Annotated in this window: 19 protein-coding genes and 1 riboswitch; of the genes, 8 read left to right on the top strand and 11 right to left on the bottom strand. The window is 59.1% G+C overall.

The annotated features are described in order from the left end of the window. Nucleotides 1–31 precede the first annotated feature (31 nt). Nucleotides 32–628: a hypothetical protein gene (locus tag DHV10_RS06490; protein ID WP_162601254.1), complete on the bottom strand. Its 597-nt coding sequence runs from the start codon at nucleotides 626–628 to the stop codon at nucleotides 32–34. Continuing rightward, nucleotides 594–817, top strand: a riboswitch (cobalamin riboswitch). It overlaps the preceding gene by 35 nt. Nucleotides 818–907: 90 nt before the next feature. Here DHV10_RS06490 and DHV10_RS06485 point away from each other — a divergent pair. The 3 genes from DHV10_RS06485 (at nucleotide 908) to DHV10_RS06475 (ending at nucleotide 4,383) form a co-directional block, all read left to right on the top strand. Then, nucleotides 908–3,382 carry a TonB-dependent receptor gene (locus DHV10_RS06485; protein WP_162601253.1) on the top strand — a complete coding sequence of 825 codons (2,475 nt, stop codon included), beginning with the start codon at nucleotides 908–910 and terminating at the stop codon, nucleotides 3,380–3,382. 84 nt (nucleotides 3,383–3,466) lie between these two features. Next, a complete protein-coding gene (locus DHV10_RS06480; RefSeq protein ID WP_109485432.1) occupies nucleotides 3,467–3,943 on the top strand; it encodes a response regulator in 477 nt (158 codons plus the stop codon). A gap of 197 nt (nucleotides 3,944–4,140) precedes the next feature. Then, nucleotides 4,141–4,383: a hypothetical protein gene (locus DHV10_RS06475; RefSeq protein ID WP_162601252.1), complete on the top strand. Its 243-nt coding sequence runs from the start codon at nucleotides 4,141–4,143 to the stop codon at nucleotides 4,381–4,383. Between the two features lie 192 nt (nucleotides 4,384–4,575). On the opposite strand, the gene DHV10_RS06470 is transcribed toward DHV10_RS06475, so the two are convergent. The 7 genes from DHV10_RS06470 to DHV10_RS06440 all read right to left on the bottom strand — a co-directional run bounded on the left by DHV10_RS06470 (nucleotide 4,576) and on the right by DHV10_RS06440 (nucleotide 13,193). Beyond that, nucleotides 4,576–7,266 (bottom strand): TonB-dependent receptor, encoded by a 2,691-nt coding sequence (locus DHV10_RS06470; RefSeq protein WP_162601251.1) that lies wholly within the window; start codon nucleotides 7,264–7,266, stop codon nucleotides 4,576–4,578. Between the two features lie 144 nt (nucleotides 7,267–7,410). Beyond that, a complete protein-coding gene (locus DHV10_RS06465) occupies nucleotides 7,411–8,154 on the bottom strand; it encodes an HAD-IA family hydrolase (RefSeq protein WP_109485429.1) in 744 nt (247 codons plus the stop codon). 36 nt (nucleotides 8,155–8,190) lie between these two features. Continuing rightward, entirely contained in the window at nucleotides 8,191–8,415 is a 225-nt protein-coding gene (locus tag DHV10_RS06460) for a hypothetical protein (RefSeq protein ID WP_109485428.1), read from the bottom strand. A 254-nt stretch (nucleotides 8,416–8,669) separates the two neighbouring features. Beyond that, nucleotides 8,670–9,506: a DUF4097 family beta strand repeat-containing protein gene (locus DHV10_RS06455; RefSeq protein WP_109485427.1), complete on the bottom strand. Its 837-nt coding sequence runs from the start codon at nucleotides 9,504–9,506 to the stop codon at nucleotides 8,670–8,672. Between the two features lie 137 nt (nucleotides 9,507–9,643). After that, nucleotides 9,644–9,835, bottom strand: a complete 192-nt coding sequence (locus DHV10_RS26935; protein WP_162601250.1) for a hypothetical protein — start codon at nucleotides 9,833–9,835, stop codon at nucleotides 9,644–9,646. A gap of 183 nt (nucleotides 9,836–10,018) precedes the next feature. Continuing rightward, nucleotides 10,019–11,221: an efflux RND transporter periplasmic adaptor subunit gene (locus DHV10_RS06445; RefSeq protein ID WP_109485425.1), complete on the bottom strand. Its 1,203-nt coding sequence runs from the start codon at nucleotides 11,219–11,221 to the stop codon at nucleotides 10,019–10,021. A 268-nt stretch (nucleotides 11,222–11,489) separates the two neighbouring features. After that, nucleotides 11,490–13,193 carry a beta-propeller fold lactonase family protein gene (locus DHV10_RS06440; protein WP_109485424.1) on the bottom strand — a complete coding sequence of 568 codons (1,704 nt, stop codon included), beginning with the start codon at nucleotides 13,191–13,193 and terminating at the stop codon, nucleotides 11,490–11,492. A gap of 229 nt (nucleotides 13,194–13,422) precedes the next feature. On the opposite strand from DHV10_RS06440, the gene DHV10_RS06435 reads away from it, so the two are divergent. The 4 genes from DHV10_RS06435 (at nucleotide 13,423) to DHV10_RS06420 (ending at nucleotide 17,197) form a co-directional block, all read left to right on the top strand. Further along, entirely contained in the window at nucleotides 13,423–14,118 is a 696-nt protein-coding gene (locus DHV10_RS06435) for a hypothetical protein (RefSeq protein WP_109485423.1), read from the top strand. Nucleotides 14,119–14,192: 74 nt separating this feature from the next. Continuing rightward, nucleotides 14,193–15,089, top strand: a complete 897-nt coding sequence (locus DHV10_RS06430) for a hypothetical protein (RefSeq protein ID WP_109485422.1) — start codon at nucleotides 14,193–14,195, stop codon at nucleotides 15,087–15,089. A gap of 130 nt (nucleotides 15,090–15,219) precedes the next feature. Further along, entirely contained in the window at nucleotides 15,220–16,854 is a 1,635-nt protein-coding gene (locus DHV10_RS06425; RefSeq protein ID WP_109485421.1) for an alpha-isopropylmalate synthase regulatory domain-containing protein, read from the top strand. Nucleotides 16,855–16,969: 115 nt separating this feature from the next. Beyond that, the gene (locus DHV10_RS06420; RefSeq protein WP_109485420.1) at nucleotides 16,970–17,197 is read left to right on the top strand and encodes a hypothetical protein; all 228 of its coding nucleotides are present in this window, start codon (nucleotides 16,970–16,972) and stop codon (nucleotides 17,195–17,197) included. Between the two features lie 24 nt (nucleotides 17,198–17,221). Here the strand turns inward: DHV10_RS06420 and DHV10_RS26930 are convergent, their stop codons facing one another. The 3 genes from DHV10_RS26930 to DHV10_RS06405 all read right to left on the bottom strand — a co-directional run bounded on the left by DHV10_RS26930 (nucleotide 17,222) and on the right by DHV10_RS06405 (nucleotide 19,369). Next, nucleotides 17,222–17,509 carry a hypothetical protein gene (locus DHV10_RS26930; RefSeq protein WP_162601249.1) on the bottom strand — a complete coding sequence of 96 codons (288 nt, stop codon included), beginning with the start codon at nucleotides 17,507–17,509 and terminating at the stop codon, nucleotides 17,222–17,224. A gap of 182 nt (nucleotides 17,510–17,691) precedes the next feature. Beyond that, nucleotides 17,692–18,321, bottom strand: coding sequence for a YdeI/OmpD-associated family protein (locus tag DHV10_RS06410; protein ID WP_109485418.1), 630 nt, complete (start codon nucleotides 18,319–18,321; stop codon nucleotides 17,692–17,694). Between the two features lie 166 nt (nucleotides 18,322–18,487). Continuing rightward, a complete protein-coding gene (locus DHV10_RS06405; protein ID WP_109485417.1) occupies nucleotides 18,488–19,369 on the bottom strand; it encodes a DUF92 domain-containing protein in 882 nt (293 codons plus the stop codon). Between the two features lie 165 nt (nucleotides 19,370–19,534). On the opposite strand from DHV10_RS06405, the gene DHV10_RS06400 reads away from it, so the two are divergent. Further along, nucleotides 19,535–21,904 carry a glycoside hydrolase family 31 protein gene (locus tag DHV10_RS06400; protein ID WP_109485416.1) on the top strand — a complete coding sequence of 790 codons (2,370 nt, stop codon included), beginning with the start codon at nucleotides 19,535–19,537 and terminating at the stop codon, nucleotides 21,902–21,904. The last annotated feature ends 362 nt before the right edge of the window (nucleotides 21,905–22,266 follow it).

The raw sequence follows: 22,266 nt of genomic DNA, 5'->3' as shown, positions 1-22,266 counted from the left end.
TAGCGAGGAAAGGAGCGCAGCCGCATCGGGCCTATAACGAAAGCGTGACCGCGTAAGGAATGGTTGAACTATCCGCAAATGACATCTCCTTCAGTTCCGTCCGAGTCAAGATTGTGCGGACGTGATCTGGAAGCTCGGATATTCGTAATGGTTGCAGTGGCAAGGCAACTCGGAAATAGCAGATGTCAGGCTTGAGATACGAATCGATGTCGAAAGAGAACAGCCCTCTTCTCGCCATTGAAACGAAACTTTGCAGGTATCGCGCAGACCGGCAATTGGGCGGCAGATGGGCGTCCAGTTCGTGACCGGACGAGAGCGGACGCAACTGAAGAAAAAAGGAAGTGAGTACGTCCAGGTCTTCTCCTGAACAAGCAACAGAGGGAGGTATGCGCTTGAAACCTGCGGATGCAAAGTGACCGATCAGTCCCGCGGAATCTACACAGAACCAATCGAGATCTGATGTTTGCTGCTGTTCTTCAGTGATGATCATGACCGCAATAGGAAGTTTAGTCTGAGTTCGGTTTTGACTTCGCTGGGGTTGGCTTTTATAAATGTGGATGTCATCGAAACTCAATTCATGACAATCTTGCTGGTCGATTCCGGCTGGTGAGGTTACAACCGCAATCATCAGGATGTTCGGGAAGGCGGTGAAAGTCCGCCACTGCCCCGCAACTGTGAGCGCTGCCTGTTTCCGGGTGAATGGGAATGGGAGACCTGGCTGGAGCGATTTCGCTCAACCACTGGAGCATGACTCCGGGAAGGTGAACGCCGAGGTGAAGGCGCGAGTCAGGAGACCGGTCCTCGATGCCCAACACTTGCTCAAGTTCCGAGGGGAACGGAGGAGCCGTCGATGGTATTTCGTTTTTTGCAGAGATTCGAGCGTGTCGTTTCTAACCGAGGCCGCGCGGTGCGACTCTTCGTGTGCGTACTGATTGTTTTGAGTGCGGCGATGATGCAGGCCGCTTCGATTCGCGGTGTGGTCACGGATGCGTCGGGTGCGCGCGTGACCGGCGCGGCGGTGCAGCTGATTCTGAACGGGTCGGTGATTGGCTCGGCAGTGTCGGGGGCTGATGGGAGCTTCCAGATATTGACGGGGCAGCGCGGGCGGTTCTACCTGGTGGTGTCGGCGACGAAGTTCAGACAGATGGAGACGCCGGGATTCTACGCAGGGCAACTGGACAATATTGAACGGAACATCGTGCTGGAGCCGGAGTGGGTGCACGAGTCGGTGGTGGTGACCGCGACGGGCACTCCTACGCCGCAGCAACAGACAGGAGCGGCGACGAGCGTGATCGGGCCGCAGGAACTGGAGCTGAGCACGGACCTGGCGAGCGCGCTGCGGCAGATGCCGGGGACGGCGGTGGTGCAGGCGGGGCAGCGGGGAAGCCAGACCTCGCTGTTTGTGCGCGGGGGCGATTCGGATTCGAACCTCGTGCAGGTGAACGGCGTAAACGCGGGCGATCTGGGCGGGCGTTTTGATTTTGGACCGCTGTCGACGACGGCGATGGAGAGAAGCGAGGTTTATCGCGGGCCGAATTCGAGTCTGTATGGCGCGGATGCGGAGAGCGGTGTGGTGAGCGTGTCGACGCAGCACGGGACGACGGATTTTCCTTCGCTGATCTTTCACGGAGACTGGGGAAATTTTCAGACCTCGCACGAGGATCTGACGGCGGCGGGGACGTTTGGGAAACTGGATTACCTGGGAGCGTACAGCTGGCTGCAGACGGACAACGATCTGCCGCACGATCAGTATCACGTTGGGACGGTTGCGGGAAATGTTGGGCTGGCGCTGACGGGATCGACGCAACTGAGGGGGACGCTTTACTACGGAGTGGATGGGACCGGTGTGCCGGGAACGTGGGAGTTCCACCATGTTGCGGACAATGCGACGGAGAAGGATCAGGATCTCTACATCAGCGGGTCGATCGATAACCAGACGACCGCGGATTTTCACAACATGGTGCGGTATGGTGCGACGCGCAAGCGCGAGCAGTTTCACCTGTGGGAGCCGAGCGGAACGCTGCAGACGTCGGACATGTTTGGGGACCAGGCGTACTTCGGCAATGTGGTGACGATCACCGGAGCGAACGGATTCTCAGCGACCGGGCAGGCAGTTCTGGATTTTCCGGGAACGTATCCGCAGGGCTATCAGCTCGTGTCGAATCGCGATGCGCTGGTTTACCAGGGGAACTACACGGTGACTCCACACCTTGTGGCGCAGATTGGTTTTCAGTATGAGAACGAGCGCGGGTCGGAGCCGGGAAGTTCGTTCTATCCGCCGGTGGAGCGGACGAACTACGACTATCGAGCGGCGGTGCATGGGGATTTCAAGAGCAGGCTGTTCTATACGCTTGGTGGCGATCTGGAGCACTACTCGCTGTTCGGGGTGCAGACAACGCCGCGAGCGGGCGTTTCGTTGTATGCGCTGAAGCCGCGGCGGGGAATTTTCAGCGGAACGCGCATCCTGTTCAACTTCGGAGATGCGGTGCGCGAGCCTTCGCTGACGGATCAGTTCTACTCGCTCTATAACTTTTTGCAGACCAATGGCGGGCAGAACACGATCGCGCAGATGCACATCTCGCCAATTCAGGCTCCGACTGCGCGGACGTATGAGGGCGGGTTCGAGCAGTCGCTGGCGAGCGAGCATTTGATCTTCAAGGCAAGCTTCTTTCACAACCAATTCGGGCGGCAGATCGAGTACGTGGGATCGGATCTGATTCCAGCACTGCTGCCGAATCTCTCGCAGCAGCAACAGACTGCGCTGGAGCAGCAGTTGCAGACCGATGGGGCGTTCGAGCTGACGCTGAATACCGAGGCGTTTCGGGCAATGGGTGTTGAGGCGACCATGGAGAGCGGGATAGGCAGGTATCTGTTTCTTCGCGGAGGGTACACGTATCTGGATGCGGTGATTCAGCGGTCGTATACGAATGACGACGTAAACCTGCTGGGCCCGGTGCCGACGTATAACGGAATTCCGATCGGGACGTATTCGCCGCTGGTGGGAGCGCGGCCTTTCAGGCGGCCTCCGCATACGGGGTTCTTCTCGGCAAGCTACTCACGGAGTCGGTTTACGGCGCTGTTCAACTCGGCGTTTGCGAGCCGGGCGGATGACTCGACGTTTCTGGGTGGGGAGGATCAGAACGGCGGGAATTCGTTGCTGCTGCCGAACCGGAATCTCGATCACGGCTTCGCGAAGGTGGACGTGGGCGGGAGCGTTCGCGTACGTGAGTGGGTGAGTGCTTACGTGCAGGCGGAGAACCTGACGAACAATCGACATATCGCGCCGATCGGGTTTGTGAGTTTGCCGACGAGCGTGCGCGTTGGACTGAAGCTGCAGTGGGGCCGGGAGAGGGCAAACGTTGCGCCTTCGGCACAGAGATGAGGCACTGAGGGAGAGGACGCATAGCTGCTAGAGTGTGTCCTCTCTTGTTTCCCGAGGGATGATCGATGACTCAGGGGGCGGTCGATGGATGGAAGCAGAGTTTCGCGCCTGCTGGTTCTGGATGACGAACGAACCATCGCGGATACGATGTGCCTGATCGCGAATCAAGCGGGTTACGAGGCTAGACCCGCTTACGATCATGAGTCGGCAATCGCCATTGCGCATGAGTATCGGCCGGATTTCTTCATTTTCGGTTTCAACAACGGATGGGGGAAAAACGGGTGCGAGACTGCGATCGAACTTGAGGGCTTTTTGCCGCAGTGCGTCCTTGCGTTGTTTTCAGGGAGCAGCGCTGCCGCACCAGTTCTCGAAGAGTATCGTCAGCGGGGACGTGAGTTTCAGATTCTTCCGAAGCCTGTTCATCCGCAGGTGTTCCTCGACTGGTTGAAGTCGAACGGGGGGCGGGCGGGAGAGAAGATCATGCACAATGAATTTCTCGTCGGGAGTGCAAGAGTTGCTCCGGCGTGGAGGGGAATTCTGGCCAGGTTGTTCGGTTGGTAACGGGGTCAGGAGGATACGTTCTCGGGCGACCCTGAAGGCCTCCTGGTGCATCGAAGTAGTAGAAGCAGCGACCGGGTTCCGGGGCTGCTGCATTAGAAGCTAGTTATAGAAACGTACATTAACTTAACTCAGCCGCCAGGGCCAATTTCTGAACCCCTCCCCCTTCCTCTTTGGCCTCGGCAGATCCAGGAGCCAATGTGAGAAAGCATTGCAAGGAAGGTCTGCGTCTATACAACTCTTTTATGAAGGTGTTGAAGGAATGGGGACTAGCAGAAGCGGACAGGCAAGCGGTGGAGATCATGCCGCTGGGGTTGGTGAAGCTTAAGGAGATTTCTCAGGCGGCGAGGAAGGCGGATTCGCTGCACATTATTGCGCGCCGGGCGTACGCGGAGCATATTTCGGAGTGCCTGGTTTGCAGCCGGCATCTGGTGGCCGTGTGAGTGAGAACGAATTCGTCGGTAGAGAGTGTCGTTTCCCAGGTCTCAGAAGCGAGACCTGGGGCACCCGCCTGGTGTGCAGTGCTGCACTTTGATGATGGTCTAGAGACTCGACAAGTCGGTCAAGAGTGTCGTTTCCCAGGTCTCAGAATCGAGACCTGGGGCACCCAATTTTGGAGTGGGACCGATTGCCTTTCAGAACTCGAGGCGCATGCCGAGCTGGATGCGGCGCGGGGGGCCTACGGAGGTGACGTCGCGGAAGGTGGGCGAGGTCTCGACGGTGTCGACGCTGTAGGGGTTCTGGTGATTGAGGAGGTTGAAGGCCCCGGCGGAGAAGCCGAGGCGCGGGGCTTCTTCGTTGTGATTTGAAGTGATGGGGAAGTCGTGTCCCCAGCGAAGATCGAGGTCGACGTAGGAGGGCATTGTTTCGGAGTTGCGTGTGACACCTGCCGGCCGCGTGTTGAACAAGCCATCGCCGTATGCGTCGGCGCCGGTTGTGATGGTGTAGGGGCGGCCGGTGTTGGCGAAGATGCCGCCTGCAATGTTGAAAATGCTTTTGGGGTTGACCATGGCGTACATGCTGAGGCGATGGCGGCGATCCCAATTGGAGCGGCCCCACTCGTCGTTGGGCGCGTACTGGTTTTGCGGAAACCAGCCAATACCGTTTGTGTTCGAGTCGTAGTGGGAGAAGGTGTAGCGACCGAAGCCGGTGAAGTATTTGTTGACTCGTCCGCGGAAGGAGACATCGAGGCCGCTGCCCTGGAAGAAGCCTTCAGGCTGCATCTGGCGAATGATGCCGAAGTTGGGATTGGGACGCTGCGTGTAGCCGGACTCGGGCGTGGGCGCGTTGATGTCGATGGAGCGGAATTCGTGAATGCCGCGCGCCGAGTAGGCGCTGATTACGGCCGTAGCCTTTTCGCCGATCTGACGCTCAATGGAGAGCCCGTACTGGATCTGGTACGGAATTGCCGAATTTGGCGAGAGCTGCGCGAGATTCGCAGGCTGCAGGGCAAGCTCGGTGCAATCGCTGACCGGAACGCACCCGGTGGCGGGCTCGCTGGCGGGATCGAGCGAGACGTGGATGGCGCGACGGCGGGCGTTCTCGTAGCGAACGAGGTCGAGGATGGGGCCGGAGCCGAAGCGGTCGTAATAAATGCCGCCGCCGCCACGAAGAACGGTCTTGGAGTCCTCATCGATCACGTATGCGAAAGAGGCGCGGGGCGCAAAGCCGAGGCGCTTCTGGGCAAGGAAGTTTTGCCAGTCGTAGCGAATGCCGGGCGTGATGGAGAAGCGGTCGGTGATCTTCCACTGGTCCTGGATAAAGGCGCCCATCTCCTGCTGGTGGTAGATGAAGTGGGTGTCGCCGGTGTTCTGCGAGAAGGATGACGGGCGGTTGTTGATGTAGTTGTCGAGTGCGCTGGCGGCTACGGAGCCGTCTGCGTTCAGCGTGGGGCCGAAGGTGTAGGAGCCGAGGGAGTTGGTGTCGTCGTCGTAAGCGCGGCGGCTGATGTGCGGTGCACCAGCCCCGAATTTCAAAGTGTGGCGGCCGCGGGTCCACGTGACCATGTCGTTGATGCGGAAATTGTATTCGGTGCTGAGATAGTCGCTCTGCGCGGAGCCGCCGCTGAAGTCGCCGGAGACGTAGACACGGGGCGCTTCAACGACGTTGTTGTGGCGGTTCATGGTGTGTTCGCCGACGACAGAAAACTGGTTGAGCAGGATCGGAGAGAGTGTGGAGTCGAGGTGAACAACCGCGTCGTCTTCGTGCCACAGGCCGTTGTAGGCAGCGCTGGCGAGCGTCTGGCCGCCGACGCCCTGGTTCTTTCCGGTCCACTCTTCATAGCTGTACTGCGCGTAGGCGGAGTGCTTGTCGCCGAACTGGTGTGCAAGGCGCGCGCTGAATTCGGTATCGCGATTCGGAGTGGGAACGTTGGCCTGAAGAAGTCCTGTGGAATTTTCGGGCGTAGGCGCCACGACCGCGTTGACGACGGAGTTCAGATCTTCTTCAGCGCGACTGAAGCTGCCAAGAAAGCTGCTGCGTTTCGACGAGAGGACCGGGCCTGTGACGTGGCCCTCGAAGATGCGGCGCTGCTCGTAGGGCTTGGAAGGAGCGAGGGCGTTCTGCGCGTTCAGGCTGTTATCGCGAAACGAAAAGTTGAATTGCCCGTGGTATTTGTCGGCGGCGGACTTGGTAATGACTTCCATCTGTCCGCGACCCGGCCAGTAATAGCGCGCGGAGTAGGGATCCTGGTCAATACGGACTTCCTGCACGGCGGAGGGGGAGACGGGCGAGCGATTGGCTTCGACGCCGTCGACCATGAGGCCGGAGCCGCCGGTGCCCGATGCGCTGTCGTCGAGGAAGGCGCTCATGGCCCCGATGTAGTCGTTGTCGAAGATGGGGAGCTCTTTGAGTTCGTTCGAAGTGAGAACTGAGGAGTCGTGATTTTCTTCGGAGGCGGTGAGGTCTTCATTCGTATCGCCGTTCACGCGGATGTTGGTGGCCACGGCAGCGATGGGAAGCGTGATGTGAAGCGGCGCGGCGAGAACGTGCGTGGCGGGCGCGGCGAGAACCACGTTCGGCTTGACCGTGACAGGGAAGTGCACCGTCTCGAAACCGGGCTCGGAGATGACGAGGGTAAAGCTGCCTGCGTGGGGCGCGGCCATTTCAAAGTTGCCCACGCCATCGGAGGTGGTGGTGCCGGCGATGGAGCCGTCCGCATCGACGAGGCTGACCTGGGCGTTGGGAACGATGGCGCCAGTTGGATCGGCGACCACACCTTGAACGGTGTTTGCAGGCTGCGATTTCGAGTTGGAATCGGTGGTGGCGGCGGAGAGGACGGCGGCACAGGACAGCAGTGCGACAGCGAAGGCAGGAAAGCGCAACATGCAAAAGTCTCCAGCAGATGGACTTGATTTCTCCGGGGGAGCGGAGAAAGACCTTGCCACTTGCAAGAAAATCATTGGACTGCGGCAGTACGGAGCGCAGTGCGCGTAAGCACAAATTGCGCTAACAGTCCTTTAACAAAGCCTTTATAAATCGATTTTCGCAGGAGAGAGGGCGGCTGTCCAGTCTACAGGCGAGTCGACGAGAATGTCCGGCGGTATCAGTTCGAGACTGCCGGGAGCAAGTCCGAAGGTGCAGCCGATCGACCATGCGCCGGCATTGCGGGCGGTTTGCACGTCGACCTGACTGTCGCCGATCATGACCGTCTCTTCGGGGCTCGCGTCAGCTTCCTTCATCAGGGCGAGCAGGCCTTCGGGGTCGGGCTTCTTCGTCGCGAAGCTGTTGCCGCCATAGATGTTGAGGAAGTAGGGAGCGAGTCCTAGGGCTTCGCAGATGGCCTGCGCGGGGCGGACGGGCTTGTTGGTCAGGACGGCCATCTTGCGGGCGGGGTTTGTTCGCTCTGAAGACTCGAGTTGGTCGTGGACTTTGTGGAGCGCGTCGAGAGCCTCGAGGACCCCTTCGTAGGCGTAGGTGTAGTCGAGCTTGTGCTCGCGGTAGTAGTCGAGGAAGTACTTGTAGGCTTCGGCGAGAAGTTCTTCGCCGGGCTCAATGCCGTCGTCGGCTGCGAAGGCGCGGCGGACAAGGGTGAGTGCGCCGTTGCCGATGTAGGTGGCGATGATCTCGTCGGTGAGGTGGGGACGGTTGAAACGCTCGAGCGTGGCGTTAACAGAGTTGCAGAGGTCCTGCGCGGAGTCGATGAGGGTGCCGTCGAGGTCGAAGACGAGGAGTTTGAGGCGATCGACGGGGACAGGGCGGAGGACGCGGATCATGTTTTCAGTTTAGCGGGAGCTTCGCCGTGCGGGCGTTCAGCGGTAGACGCGGCCGTTGATCTGGACGCTGGAGCAAGCCGGGCAGAAGCGGATGGAGTTGCGGCGGGTGAAGGCGGTGTAGTCGGGCTGGAGCCAGAGGTGGAGGCCGAGCCAGCACATCAGCGCGCGCAGAGGATTGCGATCTACTTCGGCGTCAGACCACATCCGCTGCAGGCTTCGCGCGAGCTGTGCTTCATCGGGATGTGCGTCGTGCCAGAGCATCAAGCGATCCCCATTGATTTAGACACCACGCGCGAGAAAACGATTCGGTGCGAATGCTCGTGAGTTGAGGCGGTGAAATGATGGGTCTGGATCGTTTGCACGGTGAATGTGATGAAAACGGGGGAGGGAAAAAAGACAGGCGAGGCCTTCCCAGGATTGAAGCTTGATGTGAGACCTCGCCTGAGGAACGAACTTTGTGATTCCTCGCAGAAAGACGTAGCCACCTGGACCCTGCTGCGAGTTTTGGAACCAACTTAGTGGACGCGAATATCGCCGGAGCCCGTTTGCATGCGAACGGTCGAGCCGCCGCCATGGACTTTGCCCATCGTGTGATGGCGGTCGAAGGAACCTTGCACGGTCATCTCCTGGTCCGTGTGAACGGTGCCGGAGCCGGTGGAGGCGTCCAGGTTGAAGCCGGTATTGCCTGCCCAGAACTCAATCGATCCGGAGCCAGTCTCAAGCTTCCAGTCGGAGGTCGGCGATCCCCAGACTTTGATGTCGCCGGAGCCTGTGCCGGCGCGAAGGCCGCCCTTCACGTTTTTGAGTTCGACGCTGCCGGAGCCGGTCTGGACTTTAACGTCGCCCTGTCCGCCTGCCTGCTCGGCGTGGATGTCGCCGGAGCCCGTGTTGGCGGTGAAGCCGTTCTGCAGCCCGGTGGCGTAGATGCTGCCCGATCCGGTGCCGAGCTTCGCGTTCTCCCCGACGCCGTCATCCTTGATATCGCCCGAACCGGAATTGGCTTCGAGGAAGGAGTTGGCAGGGGCTTCGATGTCGTAGTCGATGGAGATGTTGTGGTAGTTCTCGTGCCGCTGGCCAATGCGGATGATGTTGCCGGTCTGATCGATCGGTGGATTGTTGGCAATCTCCTGCACCTTGGCGTCGCCGCCGCTGCCCCAGTTGGATTTGACGCGGCCGTAGATGTGAACCTTGTCGCCAGAGCCCTGCTTGATGTGGATATGGCCTGAGCCGGTGGAGACCTGCAGTTCCACATGGCCGTTCACGTTGAGGTTGCGCTCGAAGGTGGCTTCGCTGGCGAATACGGGGAGGGCTGCCACGGCCAGGGCTGATGCTGCTAACGCAAGATGCTTCATCTGTTCCTCGATTCAAATTGCATGTCTGCGGTCAGGTACGGGTTTCTGCTGGATCTGGTTCCCGCTTGTCTTTGTTGCTGACCTGGTTAAGCAAACGGCTCACAACGACGTTCGTGGGGGAGGGCGAAAACGAATTCCTACGGCTTGAAGACGAGCATGCGCGATGCCAAAGACAAGCTCCGGGGCAAGTTGATTGATTTGTTGAATTCAGCGGTCTCCGCGCTGAGGAGAACCGCGGGCACAGTTGTCCGTTTGCGGACACCTTTGTGCGGGGACGAACAGGCCTCGCGCGCTGCGATCGTCAACGGGATGACGGCGAGGTGGCGCATGGGTTCTCCTGGGGCCGCTATGAAGATGACGAATGAGGAGCGGCGGATGTTAACGGCTGTTCGGAAGATCCCCCTCATCGCAAAAAGGCCAAGGTAAACGGGACAAAGCTTTGCAATGGATTCGGCATGATCCAGACCTCGATCGACTAACCAGGATCTACCAGCTAAGAATTTCGAACTTTCTTACTGCTGCATCACGACCTGGTCGCCTTCTTTGAGGCCTTTGACGATTTCAGTTTGGGAGCCGTTGGAAAGCCCGATGACGACTGCCACTTTGCGCGCGCCTTCTTTCTGGTTCTTGTCCGGGACCTGGACGAAGGCGTTCTTCTGCGCGTCGTAGCTCACCGCGTTTTCAGGAACGGAGAGCACACCCTTGTGTTCATCGAGCATGATCTCGGCGTTCGCGGTCATATTGGCTTTGAGCTCCCCGCCAGCGTTGTCGATACTCACGCGAACCTCGAAGGTGGTCACGTTGTCTTTCTCGACGCCGAGCGGAGCGATCTTGGTCACTTTGCCGTTGAAGACACGGTCGCGGAAGCTCTCAACCTTGATGCGCGCGGGCTGGTTCATGTAGACGTGCGCGATGTCGGCCTCGTCGACCTTCCCCTGCACATACACCTGGTTCACATCGCCCTCGGTCATGACGAGAGTGGCGGTAGAACCGAGGACGAGGATGGAGCTGACGGCGTCGCCCATCTCAACGTCGCGGGACAGGATCACGCCGTCCATCGGAGCGACGATGGTGGTGTAGCTGAGCTGCTCTTCAAGCTGCTTCAGGCTCGCTTTGCTTTGTGCAACCTGCGCACGGGCCTGCTTGAGCTTGGCGGTGTCGACGCCGATCTGCGCTCTGGAGGAATCGCGCTTGGTGAGAGCAGCGAGATAGTCGCGATTGGCGTCATCCAACGATTGCTTGCTGACAACGCCTTCCTTGGCCATGAGCTGGTGGCGCTCGAGCGTGGCTTTGTACATGGGCAGGTCGGGCGCGGAGGCGTTTACCTTATCCTGCTCGATGTTGGCCTCGTAGGTGGCGACATTGGCCTCGGCGGCGGAGAGCTGCGCGCGCTGCGCTTCAACCTGGGCCAGGATCTCCTGCTGATCGAGCTGAGCGAGGGGCTGGCCCTTGTGGACCTTGTTGTTGATGTCCACGTAGAGCTTCTCGACAATGCCGGAGGCCTTACTTTTGACTTCGACCTTGGTGATGGGCTGGATCTTGCCGGTGGCGACGACGGAGCGGGCTACATCGGCGCGCTGCACTTTCGCGATGCGATTGGGATCGATGTTCGTACCGCGGACAAGGCGAGCGGCGGCGACGCCGAGGACGACAATAACCAGCAATACGAAAGAGCCGAGCCAAATCCATATCTTCTTGCTTTTACGTGATGCCACGGAGCACCTCCCAGCCAGATGGAGCGAACCGCTCCTCGTTCCAAGTCGACGATTGATGAAGGGCCTGAGTGCGATGAAGAATGACGTTCGGGAACCGAGGGTGCAATTTCGGTTCCAATGAATGCTGGCGCGCAGCGGGATGAAACGTATAAGTCCGCTGCTCGTTGAAAGCAGGTACGCAGGCAGCGCCTGGCTGGTTCCAGGGAAATGATCCCGGTGATCTGGAGCACATTGAAAGCTGTCTGGAATGGAAGGGAAGTAGGACCGTTTACTTGTCCGCTTTGCGAATAGCAACGATGGCGGACGGTCCTAGTCCCGCCGGGACCGAATGGCTCATCTGGGTCAGGCGGCCATCATCGTCGATTGAGAACTGCGTCACATTGCGTGAGAACGCATTCAAGACATAGAGGTAGAGATCGGACCAGTCCAGTGTCAGAGCATTGGGTCCTTCGCCTGCGCGAAATGGGGATCCATCCACAGGATGCAAAGCGCCAGTCGATCGGTTGATTCTGAAGACGCTGACGTCATTCGATGTGATGTTCGCTACATACAGGTACTTTCCAGCTGAATCGATCACAGAACCGTGCGGGTTGATTCCGTCCGACGGAAAGGGTGAGCCCGATATCTCGGAGAGCGCACCGGTTTGAGAGATAGAGAACGCGGAAATTGTGCATCCCACTCCCTTGATGCCCGCGTACTCGCCAATGCATGCCTCGCGCCGGTCAAGGTGCGGATTGACACCGTAGTTCAGGACATACAGATGTCTTTCCGTCGGGTCGATTGCAATGGCCCTTGGCCGAAGACCTGTTGCGAATGGAGAGCCGGGCACGGCCCTGGGCACTCCATCATCGCCCAGCTTGAACGCTGAAATGATCGCGTCATCCTGCGTCGAGACATATAAGAAGCGCCCCGAAGGTGAAAGGGCCGCATCGATCGGATGCCGGCCGAGCGATATAGGGGCGCCAAGGATTTGAAGCCGCCCATCCTGCGAACGAGAATATCCTTGCAGATCACCGGATATGACATTGACGACGTAAAGGAACTTCCCAGAGGGGTGGCCCAAGACAGTGAGAGCGCCTTTCCCTGCTGGGAAGGGCGATCCGTCGAGTTGTACCAAGCCCCCGTTCAGGCTATCGATGACGTACGCTGAGACATCACATCCCCCTCCGCAGGCCTCATCAGAGCGACCTCGGTTTGCGCTGTAGACGTAGTTGTCGATCATGGCGAGAGCAGCGGGGTGTTCTCCTGACTTGAACGGGCCAGATGGAACGGGGCTTAGGACGCCAGACGAGGGATCCACCGTATAGCCAAGTATGGAGTTGCCGCTGTAGTCAGCTACGTAGACAAATCGCCGTGTCTCTACGTGTCCGACGCGGTGGCGCAACGCCTTGCGATTCGCATTACTCCAGAGGCGCAACGACAAACCTGCAGCTGCCAGGATGCACAGGAGCGCGAGTAAACCTCGTACAACTCGATTTTTGGCGAGCCACGGATGCGGGGCTGCAAAGTTCATGTGAGTCTGCGTGCCAGGGTTCTCGACCTCGGGCTCCGGGCTTGAGTTGTCAATGGTTTCGGAATCTCTGGGTTCGAGTTGATTGTGCCTGCTTGCAGGAAGATCGCTGGGGATTTCTGTTGCTACGAACTCCACGGGTGCAATGAAGCGGTACCCACGGGTCGAGATGGTCTCGATATAGATGGGCGAGCTGGCGTCATCGAGGAGGGCGCGGCGGAGCTTGCTGATGGAGCGGTTGAGCCCGAGTTCAAAGTCCACGTAGAGTTCGCCGGGCCAGAGGCGTTTGCGGAGTTCTTCGCGCGTGACCAGTTCGCCTGGACGCTCGAGGAGAACGGCGAGGACTTTCAGTGGTTGAGGCTGGATCCGGATTCTGTATCCCTGCTTACGCAGCTCGCCGCTGTGCAGGTTCACCTCGAACTTGCCGAATCGAATCCTCGAGTTTGGACTGCTTGCGTCCATGATGCTCGCCTGTTCGAGGCCTGAAAGTCCTTACATTCTGGCTTTGGAATGTGGGGAGGATCAGATATTAGCTTCGCCTGAGAGTCAGGGTCAAGAAGATAAGTCCCCATAAACGACTGAACTTGAATTACTTGCATGGAGATATTAAGAGCACCCTCAGAGCGATTGACGAGCGCGCGCGACATGTCGAAACTCACGGCCATCCCCCGGAGATTGTGGAGGTCGGAGTATGAAGAAGTCGCGAATTCTTTTCGCGTGTGCTGTTGCTGTGGTGAGTGCGTTGCTGATTTCGGGAATGGCAAACGCAAAGCCCGCGCCCGGCACATTCAATGTGACGATCACGGTGTACGACACGGATGCGAGCGGCGCTCCGACTCATATCGGAAGCGATGACTTTAACGGCAACGGCTACGCGGTCTACAGCTCTAGTTCAGATCCGGGTACGGCAACCAACGTTTTTGAAGGGAAGCAGCTCTTCCTCGATCTGTGGGGGCAATCGAACCGGACGTTGTACATCAATGCCGATGATCCGCTGCCGGGGAGTCCAGCGGGTCCTGCTCCGGGCAAGTATTGGCAGAATGTCGAATTCTATACGGGATGCTGGGACGCCAATAATAACCTGATTCCGTTACAAACCATCACCACTTCATATGGGAACTGTCGTACAGGTGTGAACTTCACCTCCAACGGCACGAAATACAAGTTCGACATGGGACCGAATCCGCCAGCACCGGGACCAGCGACGGGCTCCTCCTATGTCCAGTGCAACACCATTTCAGCAGGTCAATGCGTGAACTGGACTGTAACCCCAAATTTGAATAGTCCGACTCCGCGGGTGGCGAACCTGTATCTTTTTGGCACGAAGGGCCTGAGCTTCCTCCATCAGTACTACAACTCGTATCGCATTGGCATCAGCAAACCATAGGCAGGTTGTGGGCACTCCTGTCAGCCGTTCCGACCAGGCGTCACTCCTGAAATTCGAAATGACTGGAGAGGTCCATGAGAGTGATGGTGGCTCAAGCCTGCAGTGTGCTCATGCTTGCCGTGCTGCAAGGAAGCGTCGCCGGGCGCGGAATGCCGCTGGATTTGCGGATGCTTTCGCTGGTTTCTCCGCAGAGTCAGATCGTTGCGGGAGTTACCGCCACACCGCGGACGCGGAGACAGGGAAGTTTCTTGTTATTCACGATTGCTAACAGGATCGATTACGAGGATTTGCTGGCGCTCGCTGCGTCAGATGCTTCGCTTCAGATCGACCGGTTGATCCTGACCGCGACGGCCGGTGCAAGCAATGCTGATGCGGAACATAGCGTGATCGCCCGGGGACGGCTGAGGCCGGATCGCATTGCGAGGTCGGGCGAGTATCCGTCCGGGGTGCAGGAGTATCGAGGGATCGTGACTCTTGGCGTGCGGCCCTTTGCTCGCGAGCGCGCTTATTTCCGGCGGGACCGGTTGCTGGCGTTTATCGGTTCGGATCTGGTGATCTTCGGAACGCCGTCCTGTGTTCGAGAAGAAATCGACCGGTTCCTGGATGGGGCGGTCGCGGAGCCTTCATTGGTGCGAAGGATCAGCCTGCTGAACGGAGAAGATGACAGCTGGTACTTGGTACGTTCGCCCGGCCGCCAGGCGGAATTCAGCAGCTTACTGAAGAGTTTGGATGAGGCGCTGAGCGGGGTGGGCTCCGGAGAGGGATTGCTGTTTGGCATTCACTTCGGCAAACAAGTGGAGTTTGACTACATAACGGAATACGGTTCTGACATTTCCAGAACCCCGGCATTGCAAGTGGCGATGAGCAGAAGCTTCAGAGGAGAGGCAGACGGGATGGAAGCTTCAGTCCGCGTGGTGAGAGTGGGACGGCGCCGGTTTGAGAACTGGCTGAGGCAGGTGGAACGTCGTTAAGCTCTTCGACCGCGAGAAGGCGTTCGTCTGGTTGGCGATGGATAGTCAGAGAGCGCTGTATCATGGATGCAATCCCATTCCAATGAAGCACTGCGGCAGCCGCTCCGTGTCTTCATCGCGGTAGAGGCCAATGGAACACGTGAAGACGCCGAAGGTGGAGCTGTTTGATACCAGCCTCCGCGACGGGCTGCAGCAGCCCAATCTTGAAATTTCTGTTCCCAGCGCAGTTCATCTGCTGCAGCGCATGGGTGCGTTTGGCGTTCACTTTGCGGAGATCGGGTTCGCAGGGGCAAATCAATTCATCGTGGATCTCACGCAGGCCTTGGGGAGCGTGGATACAGCCGCAACCAGGCTGGCGCTGTTCGGACGGACCCGCGGCAAGGGCGCGAGGGTGGCGGAGTGGCCCGATCTCGAATTCATCATCAAGCGGAAGCAGCGCGTTCCAATTGCGGTAATCGTGGTGAAGTCGCGGCTCCTGGATGTGGAGAATTCACTCGAGTCGACGGCAGACGAAGCCTTGCTGATGGCAAAGGAGACGGTCGACTATCTGCACGAGCAGGGGCTCGAAGTGTTCCTCGACTTCGAGCATGCAATGGACGCCTGCTGCGGGCGGCGCGAGAAGGGAATTGCGTGCGGTGCGGAGTTCAACAAGCGGAGTCAGGACTATTTCGACGCGTTGACGCGTCAGTGTGTCGAGCAGGGCGTAAGCCGAATCGTGATCTGCGATACGAATGGCGGAGCGAGTCCAGAAGAGGTCGCTGACGTCTTCGGGCGACTTCAGAAGGATTTTCCGGGAGCGAAGTTCGGGTTCCACGGCCACACGGACCGCGGGCTTGGCGTGGCGAACACGCGCGCGGCGGTTCTTGCGGGAGCGGTGCAGGTGCAGGGGACGCTGCTGGGCACCGGCGAGCGCTGCGGCAATGTGAACCTGACGACGGTGATCGGCGGAATGCAGTTGCGCGACGAGGCGCAGTTCGTTTCTCCGGAGCAGCTTGCCGGGCTTACGAGCTTGGCGCACTCGGCGTACGCATCGTTTGGATTAGAAGCGCCGCACAGCGCGCCCATCGTGGGTGCGGGAGCTTTCGGAACCTGGGCCGGAATGCATGGCTCCAGCGAGCGCAAAAATCCGGGAGCGTATCTCTGGTGCGATCCGGCGCGGGTTGGAGCGAGTCCGGTCATCGGCGTCAACCGGCAATCCGGGCGCGCGAATGTAATTCTGCTGGCGCAATCGTTGGGACTGACGCTGACGTCCGAGCAGGCGCAGAGCCTGATTGACGCGAACGAAGCAATGGTCGAGGGCGGCGGATTCACGGCCAGCGAGGTTTCGTTCCGGCTGGCCTGCATCAAGGCTCTGGCGCAGCACAAGAATCGGTTTGCGGTACGAAGCTGGCGGGTGTTCGATGAGTCGGATGAGATTGGGAACCGCTTCGTGCAAGCCTTCATGACGCTCTCAGTAGGCGAGTCGAAACTCGCGACTTCGAGGGCCGAAGGAGCCGGTCCCGTGGACGCGCTGACCAAGGCCATGCGCAAGGAGCTGGACAAGTGGTATCCGGCGCTCGCGGAGATGCGTCTCGGCACATTCACGGTGACGGCGCTCGATGTGGCGGCGCACGATTCAGCGGCGCACGTCCGCGTTACAGTCAGCTTCCACGCCGACGGTCACGAGCCCTGGGTGACTGCGGGCGTAAGCAGCGACCTGAATCAGGCCGCGCTGAACGCGATCATCGACGGCTTCGATTACTGGCTGGGGAAGAACGAGGTCTAGGGCACACCCGTCGATGCATTCACAGCGAGATACAACTTTCAGGGACATTCGGTTGCCCTGGAGTGGGATGGTAGGGAGACAGGGGCTCGGCCATTCTTACTGCAAGGAAAGACCGATGAACTCTGACAGACATCCAGCACCGGGCCCAGCGATCAGGAAGCCGAACGGACAGTGGACGTTTTACGTGTTTCCGAACGGACAGCAGCGTGAGGCGGGATTGTTTGACTCCGAGGCGGCCGCGCAGATGGCGCGATTCAACACGCTGCTTCGCTGGGGTTCCAACGGCGAGAAGTATCCTGCCGGTGTCATGGGCACTGAGAAGTCCGTACGGTCGTTCGATTAATCAGCAGTTCTGATACTTCCAGTTCTAGTTGTCATCCCTGTTCTCCGAAGCGAGAGCCAAGAGCACTTGCCGGGCATAGTCGCGTAGCTCGGCTTCGGTCTGGCCCAGAGCATCGGCAAGCGCCTTTCGATCGTCAAGACATCCAGCTTCTTGCAAGGTCTTCGAATAATCTGAATTAACCCATAGATCCAGGAAGTCTCGGGTGAAGCTGAGCGGATCCGAATTCTCCGCGACAATCCGACGCGCGAAATCTCTGGCGAGACGCACGACTGCTTCGTGATGGGTGATCTGCTTCAGGCCCGCTTCCTCCATGAACTTTGAAAGGACCAAGTCGGTTTCCCAGCCGGACGGATCGAGCAGTGAAGCCAGATGGAGAATTGACGGTCCATCGAATCCCGCTTCGAGGAGATCACGAGCGAGATTTGTCAACTCGCCTGGTTCGATCTTTCGAAGCGCGAGTTTTGCCTCGACGAGTTTGTGATTGAAGCTCACACTCAGCAGTTCTGATACTTCCAGTTGCGCTGTTTACCTTCGGCGATCCATTCGACGGCCTGGGCGATGCGCTTATCGCGGGTCTCTTCCCGCTTGGCTTCGGCGATCCACTCCACATATTCGCGCTTGCAGCTCGGGCTGAAGGCTTCGAAGACAGCTGAGGCTTTCTTGTTCTTCTTGAGCGCCGCGGCGAATTCGGGTGAGGTTTTGGGAGCGGGCTTCGGTGCTTTCACGACCTTATTGCGAGCGGCCATGATGCTGGTGTGGTCGCCGCTGTCAATGAGCGCCGAGGACTGGCGGATCCACCCGAGCATCTGCTTTTCTGAGGGCAGATCTTTGATGGACGTGATTTTGCCGAGGCTGCCCATGCCTCCGTCCTGGACGACGTTGGCCTCGCGCAGAGTCGCACCGATCTCCTCACCCCAGAAGCCGAAGCTGCAGTGCTGCTTGAACGCCGCCATGTGCCCGAGGATGGTGCCGCGATAGAGGAAGAACGGGTGTCCCCACTTGATGGCTTCTTCGACGTCGGGATTCGCCTTGTGCATCAGCGCGCGCAGGTGTGTGAGGATGGCCTGCGCGAAGGGCTGCGCCTTCTCGATGTACGCGTCAACTTTGGGTTCGTGAGAAGCCATGGCCCGATTGCCTCCTGAGGGGTTTGAGCGGAAGTGTACACGAGGAGCAGCCTTCAGCCGGTAGCCAGTAGCTGTAGCTGGTAGCTCGTGGCTCGTGACCCAGTTCGCCGGGGATTGCTACAGGCTACAGGCTTCAGGCTAATGGCTAATGGCTACGGGCTACTGGCTAGCGAACTGCGAGCAGTGCCAAAGCGAATGCGGCGCCGCTGGCTGTGGAGAGGAAATTTACCGCGTCGTTGTTCAGCCAGCCGGCGCGTTCTAGGGTGGCGCCGAGAAGGCTGTCAAAGAAGAGCCCGAAGACTCCGCCTGCCCAGCTGATCATGAAGACCGGTGTGCCTCCGCCGATGGCCCAGCTTCCGGCAGCGGCAACGGCAGCGGCAGCGATGATGCCCATTGCCGTTCCCCCGAGAGAGATGGCGCCGTCGGTTCCCGGCTCCGCTTTGCGGAAGGTTGTGATCATGCGGGGGTGTCCGCTGAGGATCTGGCCGAGTTCGGAGGAGACCGTGTCGGCTGCCGCTTCGGCTAGGGCTGCAAGGCCCAGCGCGAGAGCGGGAGCGGCGTTCGAGAGAATGCCGGACGCGTGAATCCAGCCGTGATCGATGAGCCAGATCTGAACGAGAGGGTTCGAGATGAGGGCGGCGATGCCGAGGTTCGCGGCGACCTGCGAGGCTTCGCGGCCGGTGCGGCTTTCGGCGGTCCCAAGTCTCTCTTTGTGTTGATGGCCGGCGCGTGTGGCGAGCGACGTGAGGAGGAGCACGGTGAGGATGGGAACGAGTGCCGTCTTCCAGGGAAGAAATGGGAAGGATTCGACAGTCCCGTACATCATGCTGGCAGTGATAGCCATGCCGGCGAGAGCCGCGCCCGCCTTCGCAGAGCGAACTTTGTAAGCCACCAGGCCGAGCAGGACGCTAAGTCCGAGCGTCCAGATAGCCACGCTCGGTGAGTGCGTTAACCACCAGCGTGATTCAAGGACGACGTCTGCGCCGATCGCGGGGAAGACGAGGAGCAGGACGGTTTTGGATTGCCACTGGAGTTTTCGGCGGGCCACGAAGCTATCGTATCGACAATGGCAGGGCGAGTCAGCGTCAGCACTCCCACCCTATCAGCAAAAAGCCCCCGTTAGGACAGGGCACCCTCACATTGATAAATCGATTCATTACTGCTTCTGACGGAGCGGGTCGTCGTTTAAACTTCAGGGTTCTGGAGTTTCAAGATGAAGAAATCATTCTGGGTCGTCGGGTTGGTTGGTGCGCTGGGTGTAGGAAGTTGCGCGGCGCAGTCGCAGGTTGTTCTGGATCGGAATGGCGAGACGATCGTGCTCGAGCCCTATGCGCCGAATGTTATGCGCGTGACGCTGAGCCTGCAGAAAGAGAACGCGCTCGCGAAGCCGGGATATGGATTCATTGGAAACCCCGACGCTCAGGGTTGGGCCAAGAGCCAGACCGATACAGAGGACGTATACAAATCGTCGCGCATGACCGTTGCGGTCGAGCGGCCTCATCCGCCGGCGCACCCACCCCTCTCCACGCAGATCGACATCTCGAAGTACTTCGGCGGGTCCACCCCGGGAGCGCACATCACGTTCACAGCATCGGACGGCAGGAAGTTGCTCGAGATGACCGGTTGGGACCAGGCAGTCCCCAACCACAAGGACGGAACCGCCGACCTGAACAACGACCGCCGCCCGACAGATCCCCCGTTCTTCACCGTGGGCGCCACATTCGTCTCCCCCGATGACGAGCACTACTACGGCCTGGGAGATAACCACGAGGGATTTCTGGATCACCGGCACCATGTGGTGCGCTGCTGGAACGACTACCTGGCCGCAGGTGCGCCGAGCACTTGCATTCCGTTCCTGCTGACGAACAAGGGATACGGACTGATCTGGGACAATCCTTCCAAGACAACCATTGAGCCGGGTTTCAACGAGCAGACAAAGTGGAAGTCTGAGGTGGGCGATCGCGTTTCGTTCTTCGTCATCGCGGGCAACACTGCCGACGAGATCTACGCCGGCTACAAACTGCTCACCGGGCCCACACCGCTTCTGCCCAAAGCCGCGTATGGATACATCCAGTGCAAGCAGCGCTATGCAAGCCAGGATGAGGTTATGTCGGTTGCAAAGGATTACCGCGATCGTCATTTGCCGGCCGACGTGATGGTGGTGGACTGGTTCTACTACACGAAGATGGGCCAGATGGATATGGATCCGAAATTCTGGCCTGACCCGGCTGGCATGAACAAGCAACTCCACGACATGGGCTACGAGACCATGATCAGCGTGTGGCCTCGGTTCACGCCGGAGTCGCGCTACTTCGATGAGATTCAGAAGAACGGCTGGTTCATCCACACAGCAGATGGCAAGCCGGTGAACGGGCTGCCGTACGATCGCGCGGGATCAGATATTGATACGACAAATCCCGATGCGGCGAAGTGGTACTGGAACATCATTCGGGACAACATCATCAGCAAGGGCTTCGATTCGATCTGGGCGGACGAGACCGAGCCCGATCTGCCGCCGAATGGAGCGTATTACAAGATCGGGCCGGGAACGCAGTACTACAACGTGTACCCGCTGCTGCATGTGGGCGCGATTTATGACGGGTTCCGGCGCGACCTGCCGCAGAAGCGTGGGCTGATCCTTTCGCGTGACGCGTTCACGGGCATTCAGCGCGAGGGAGCGATTGTGTGGTCGTCAGATATTTATCCGACGTGGGACACATATCGACGGCAGATCCCGACCGGGCTCAACTTTACGGCGTCGGGTGTAACGTACTGGTCGAACGATACGGGCGGCTGGCAGTATCTGCCGGAGGAGCATCACCCGGCCCATCCGCCGCTGCTCGATCCGAGCGACGCACGGGACAACGTGGGAGGCTACGATGATTATCCGGAGCTCTACACCCGCTGGTTTCAGTACGCGACATTTCTGCCCATCATGCGCACGCATGGCAGCCGGAAACACAACGAGACGTGGTCGTATGGAAAACAGGCAGAGCCGATTCTGGAGAAGTACCTCAGGCTGCGCTATGAACTGATGCCGTATATCTACTCGCTCGGCTACCACACATGGGAGACCGGAGCGCCGTTCATGCGTGCTCTGCCGCTGGATTTCCCTAATGATCCGAATGTGGCGGACTTGAAAGATGAATACATGTTCGGCCCGGCGTTCCTCGTAGCGCCGATCACGGAGCAGGGGGCCACGAGCCGCAAGGTCTACTTGCCCACTGGTACAGACTGGTTCAACTACTGGACCAATGAGCGCATGAAAGGCGGGCAGACGGTTGACGTCGCTGCACCGATCGATACCATCCCCGTCTTCGTACGGGCTGGCTCGATTGTGCCGCTGGGCTCCCCGGTCGAGAGCACGCACGAGAAGCAGTCCATCGCGAAAGTCCGGGTCTATCCCGGGGCGAATGCGGATTTCACCCTGTTCTCTGACGATGGAACAACCTATGCCTACGAGAAGGGGGCCGGATCGGTCACGCATCTTCGGTGGGACGACGCGAAGCAGCAGCTGACGCACGAGGGAGCTGCGGCGTGGAGCGGGCCCGACTCGGCGATCGTAGAAATTGTCCGCCACTGAAACTGCCCTTCAGCCGGATACCCGCGCACGCCGCTCGTGCGTCTAACCGCCAGTGCTTTCTCCGGCCAAAACAATTTGCTCTTATCCGCTAGATAAGCAGCCGCTTGCAAGGTCGCAACCTGTCGCGTTGCAGACCGCAGACGCAGCCATCGGCTGATTTACAATCGGTAGGTAGCAGGAAAGATCTGAATGAGTCCTTTGTTGCCCAATCGAATGAATTAGATCACTAAATCGTACAAGACATTTGTACAATGAGCCGCATGAGCGACCCGCGAGAAGTCAAAGTCAACGTCAACGTATACGTCAGGCACAACTCCGATTGTCCGAACAAAGCGGACAGCACGAGCCGGGGAGGGAAGAAG

The organism is Occallatibacter savannae (assembly GCF_003131205.1).
Lineage (GTDB): Bacteria > Acidobacteriota > Terriglobia > Terriglobales > Acidobacteriaceae > Telmatobacter > Telmatobacter savannae.
Note: the sequence above shows the minus strand (reverse complement) of the source record. Positions and strands in the feature narration are given on the sequence as shown.

Bases quoted from the DNA above. Each gene is read 5' to 3' on its own strand.
- DHV10_RS06490 (WP_162601254.1), bottom strand. From the start codon at position 628: ATGATTGCGGTTGTAACCTCACCAGCCGGAATCGACCAGCAAGATTGT.
- DHV10_RS06480 (WP_109485432.1), top strand. From the start codon at position 3,467: ATGGATGGAAGCAGAGTTTCGCGCCTGCTGGTTCTGGATGACGAACGA.
- DHV10_RS06470 (WP_162601251.1), bottom strand. From the start codon at position 7,266: ATGTTGCGCTTTCCTGCCTTCGCTGTCGCACTGCTGTCCTGTGCCGCC.
- DHV10_RS06465 (WP_109485429.1), bottom strand. From the start codon at position 8,154: ATGATCCGCGTCCTCCGCCCTGTCCCCGTCGATCGCCTCAAACTCCTC.
- DHV10_RS06460 (WP_109485428.1), bottom strand. From the start codon at position 8,415: ATGCTCTGGCACGACGCACATCCCGATGAAGCACAGCTCGCGCGAAGC.
- DHV10_RS06455 (WP_109485427.1), bottom strand. From the start codon at position 9,506: ATGAAGCATCTTGCGTTAGCAGCATCAGCCCTGGCCGTGGCAGCCCTC.
- DHV10_RS26935 (WP_162601250.1), bottom strand. From the start codon at position 9,835: ATGCGCCACCTCGCCGTCATCCCGTTGACGATCGCAGCGCGCGAGGCC.
- DHV10_RS06440 (WP_109485424.1), bottom strand. From the start codon at position 13,193: ATGGACGCAAGCAGTCCAAACTCGAGGATTCGATTCGGCAAGTTCGAG.
- DHV10_RS06435 (WP_109485423.1), top strand. From the start codon at position 13,423: ATGAAGAAGTCGCGAATTCTTTTCGCGTGTGCTGTTGCTGTGGTGAGT.
- DHV10_RS06430 (WP_109485422.1), top strand. From the start codon at position 14,193: ATGAGAGTGATGGTGGCTCAAGCCTGCAGTGTGCTCATGCTTGCCGTG.
- DHV10_RS06425 (WP_109485421.1), top strand. From the start codon at position 15,220: ATGGAACACGTGAAGACGCCGAAGGTGGAGCTGTTTGATACCAGCCTC.
- DHV10_RS06420 (WP_109485420.1), top strand. From the start codon at position 16,970: ATGAACTCTGACAGACATCCAGCACCGGGCCCAGCGATCAGGAAGCCG.
- DHV10_RS26930 (WP_162601249.1), bottom strand. From the start codon at position 17,509: ATGGAGGAAGCGGGCCTGAAGCAGATCACCCATCACGAAGCAGTCGTG.
- DHV10_RS06410 (WP_109485418.1), bottom strand. From the start codon at position 18,321: ATGGCTTCTCACGAACCCAAAGTTGACGCGTACATCGAGAAGGCGCAG.
- DHV10_RS06400 (WP_109485416.1), top strand. From the start codon at position 19,535: ATGAAGAAATCATTCTGGGTCGTCGGGTTGGTTGGTGCGCTGGGTGTA.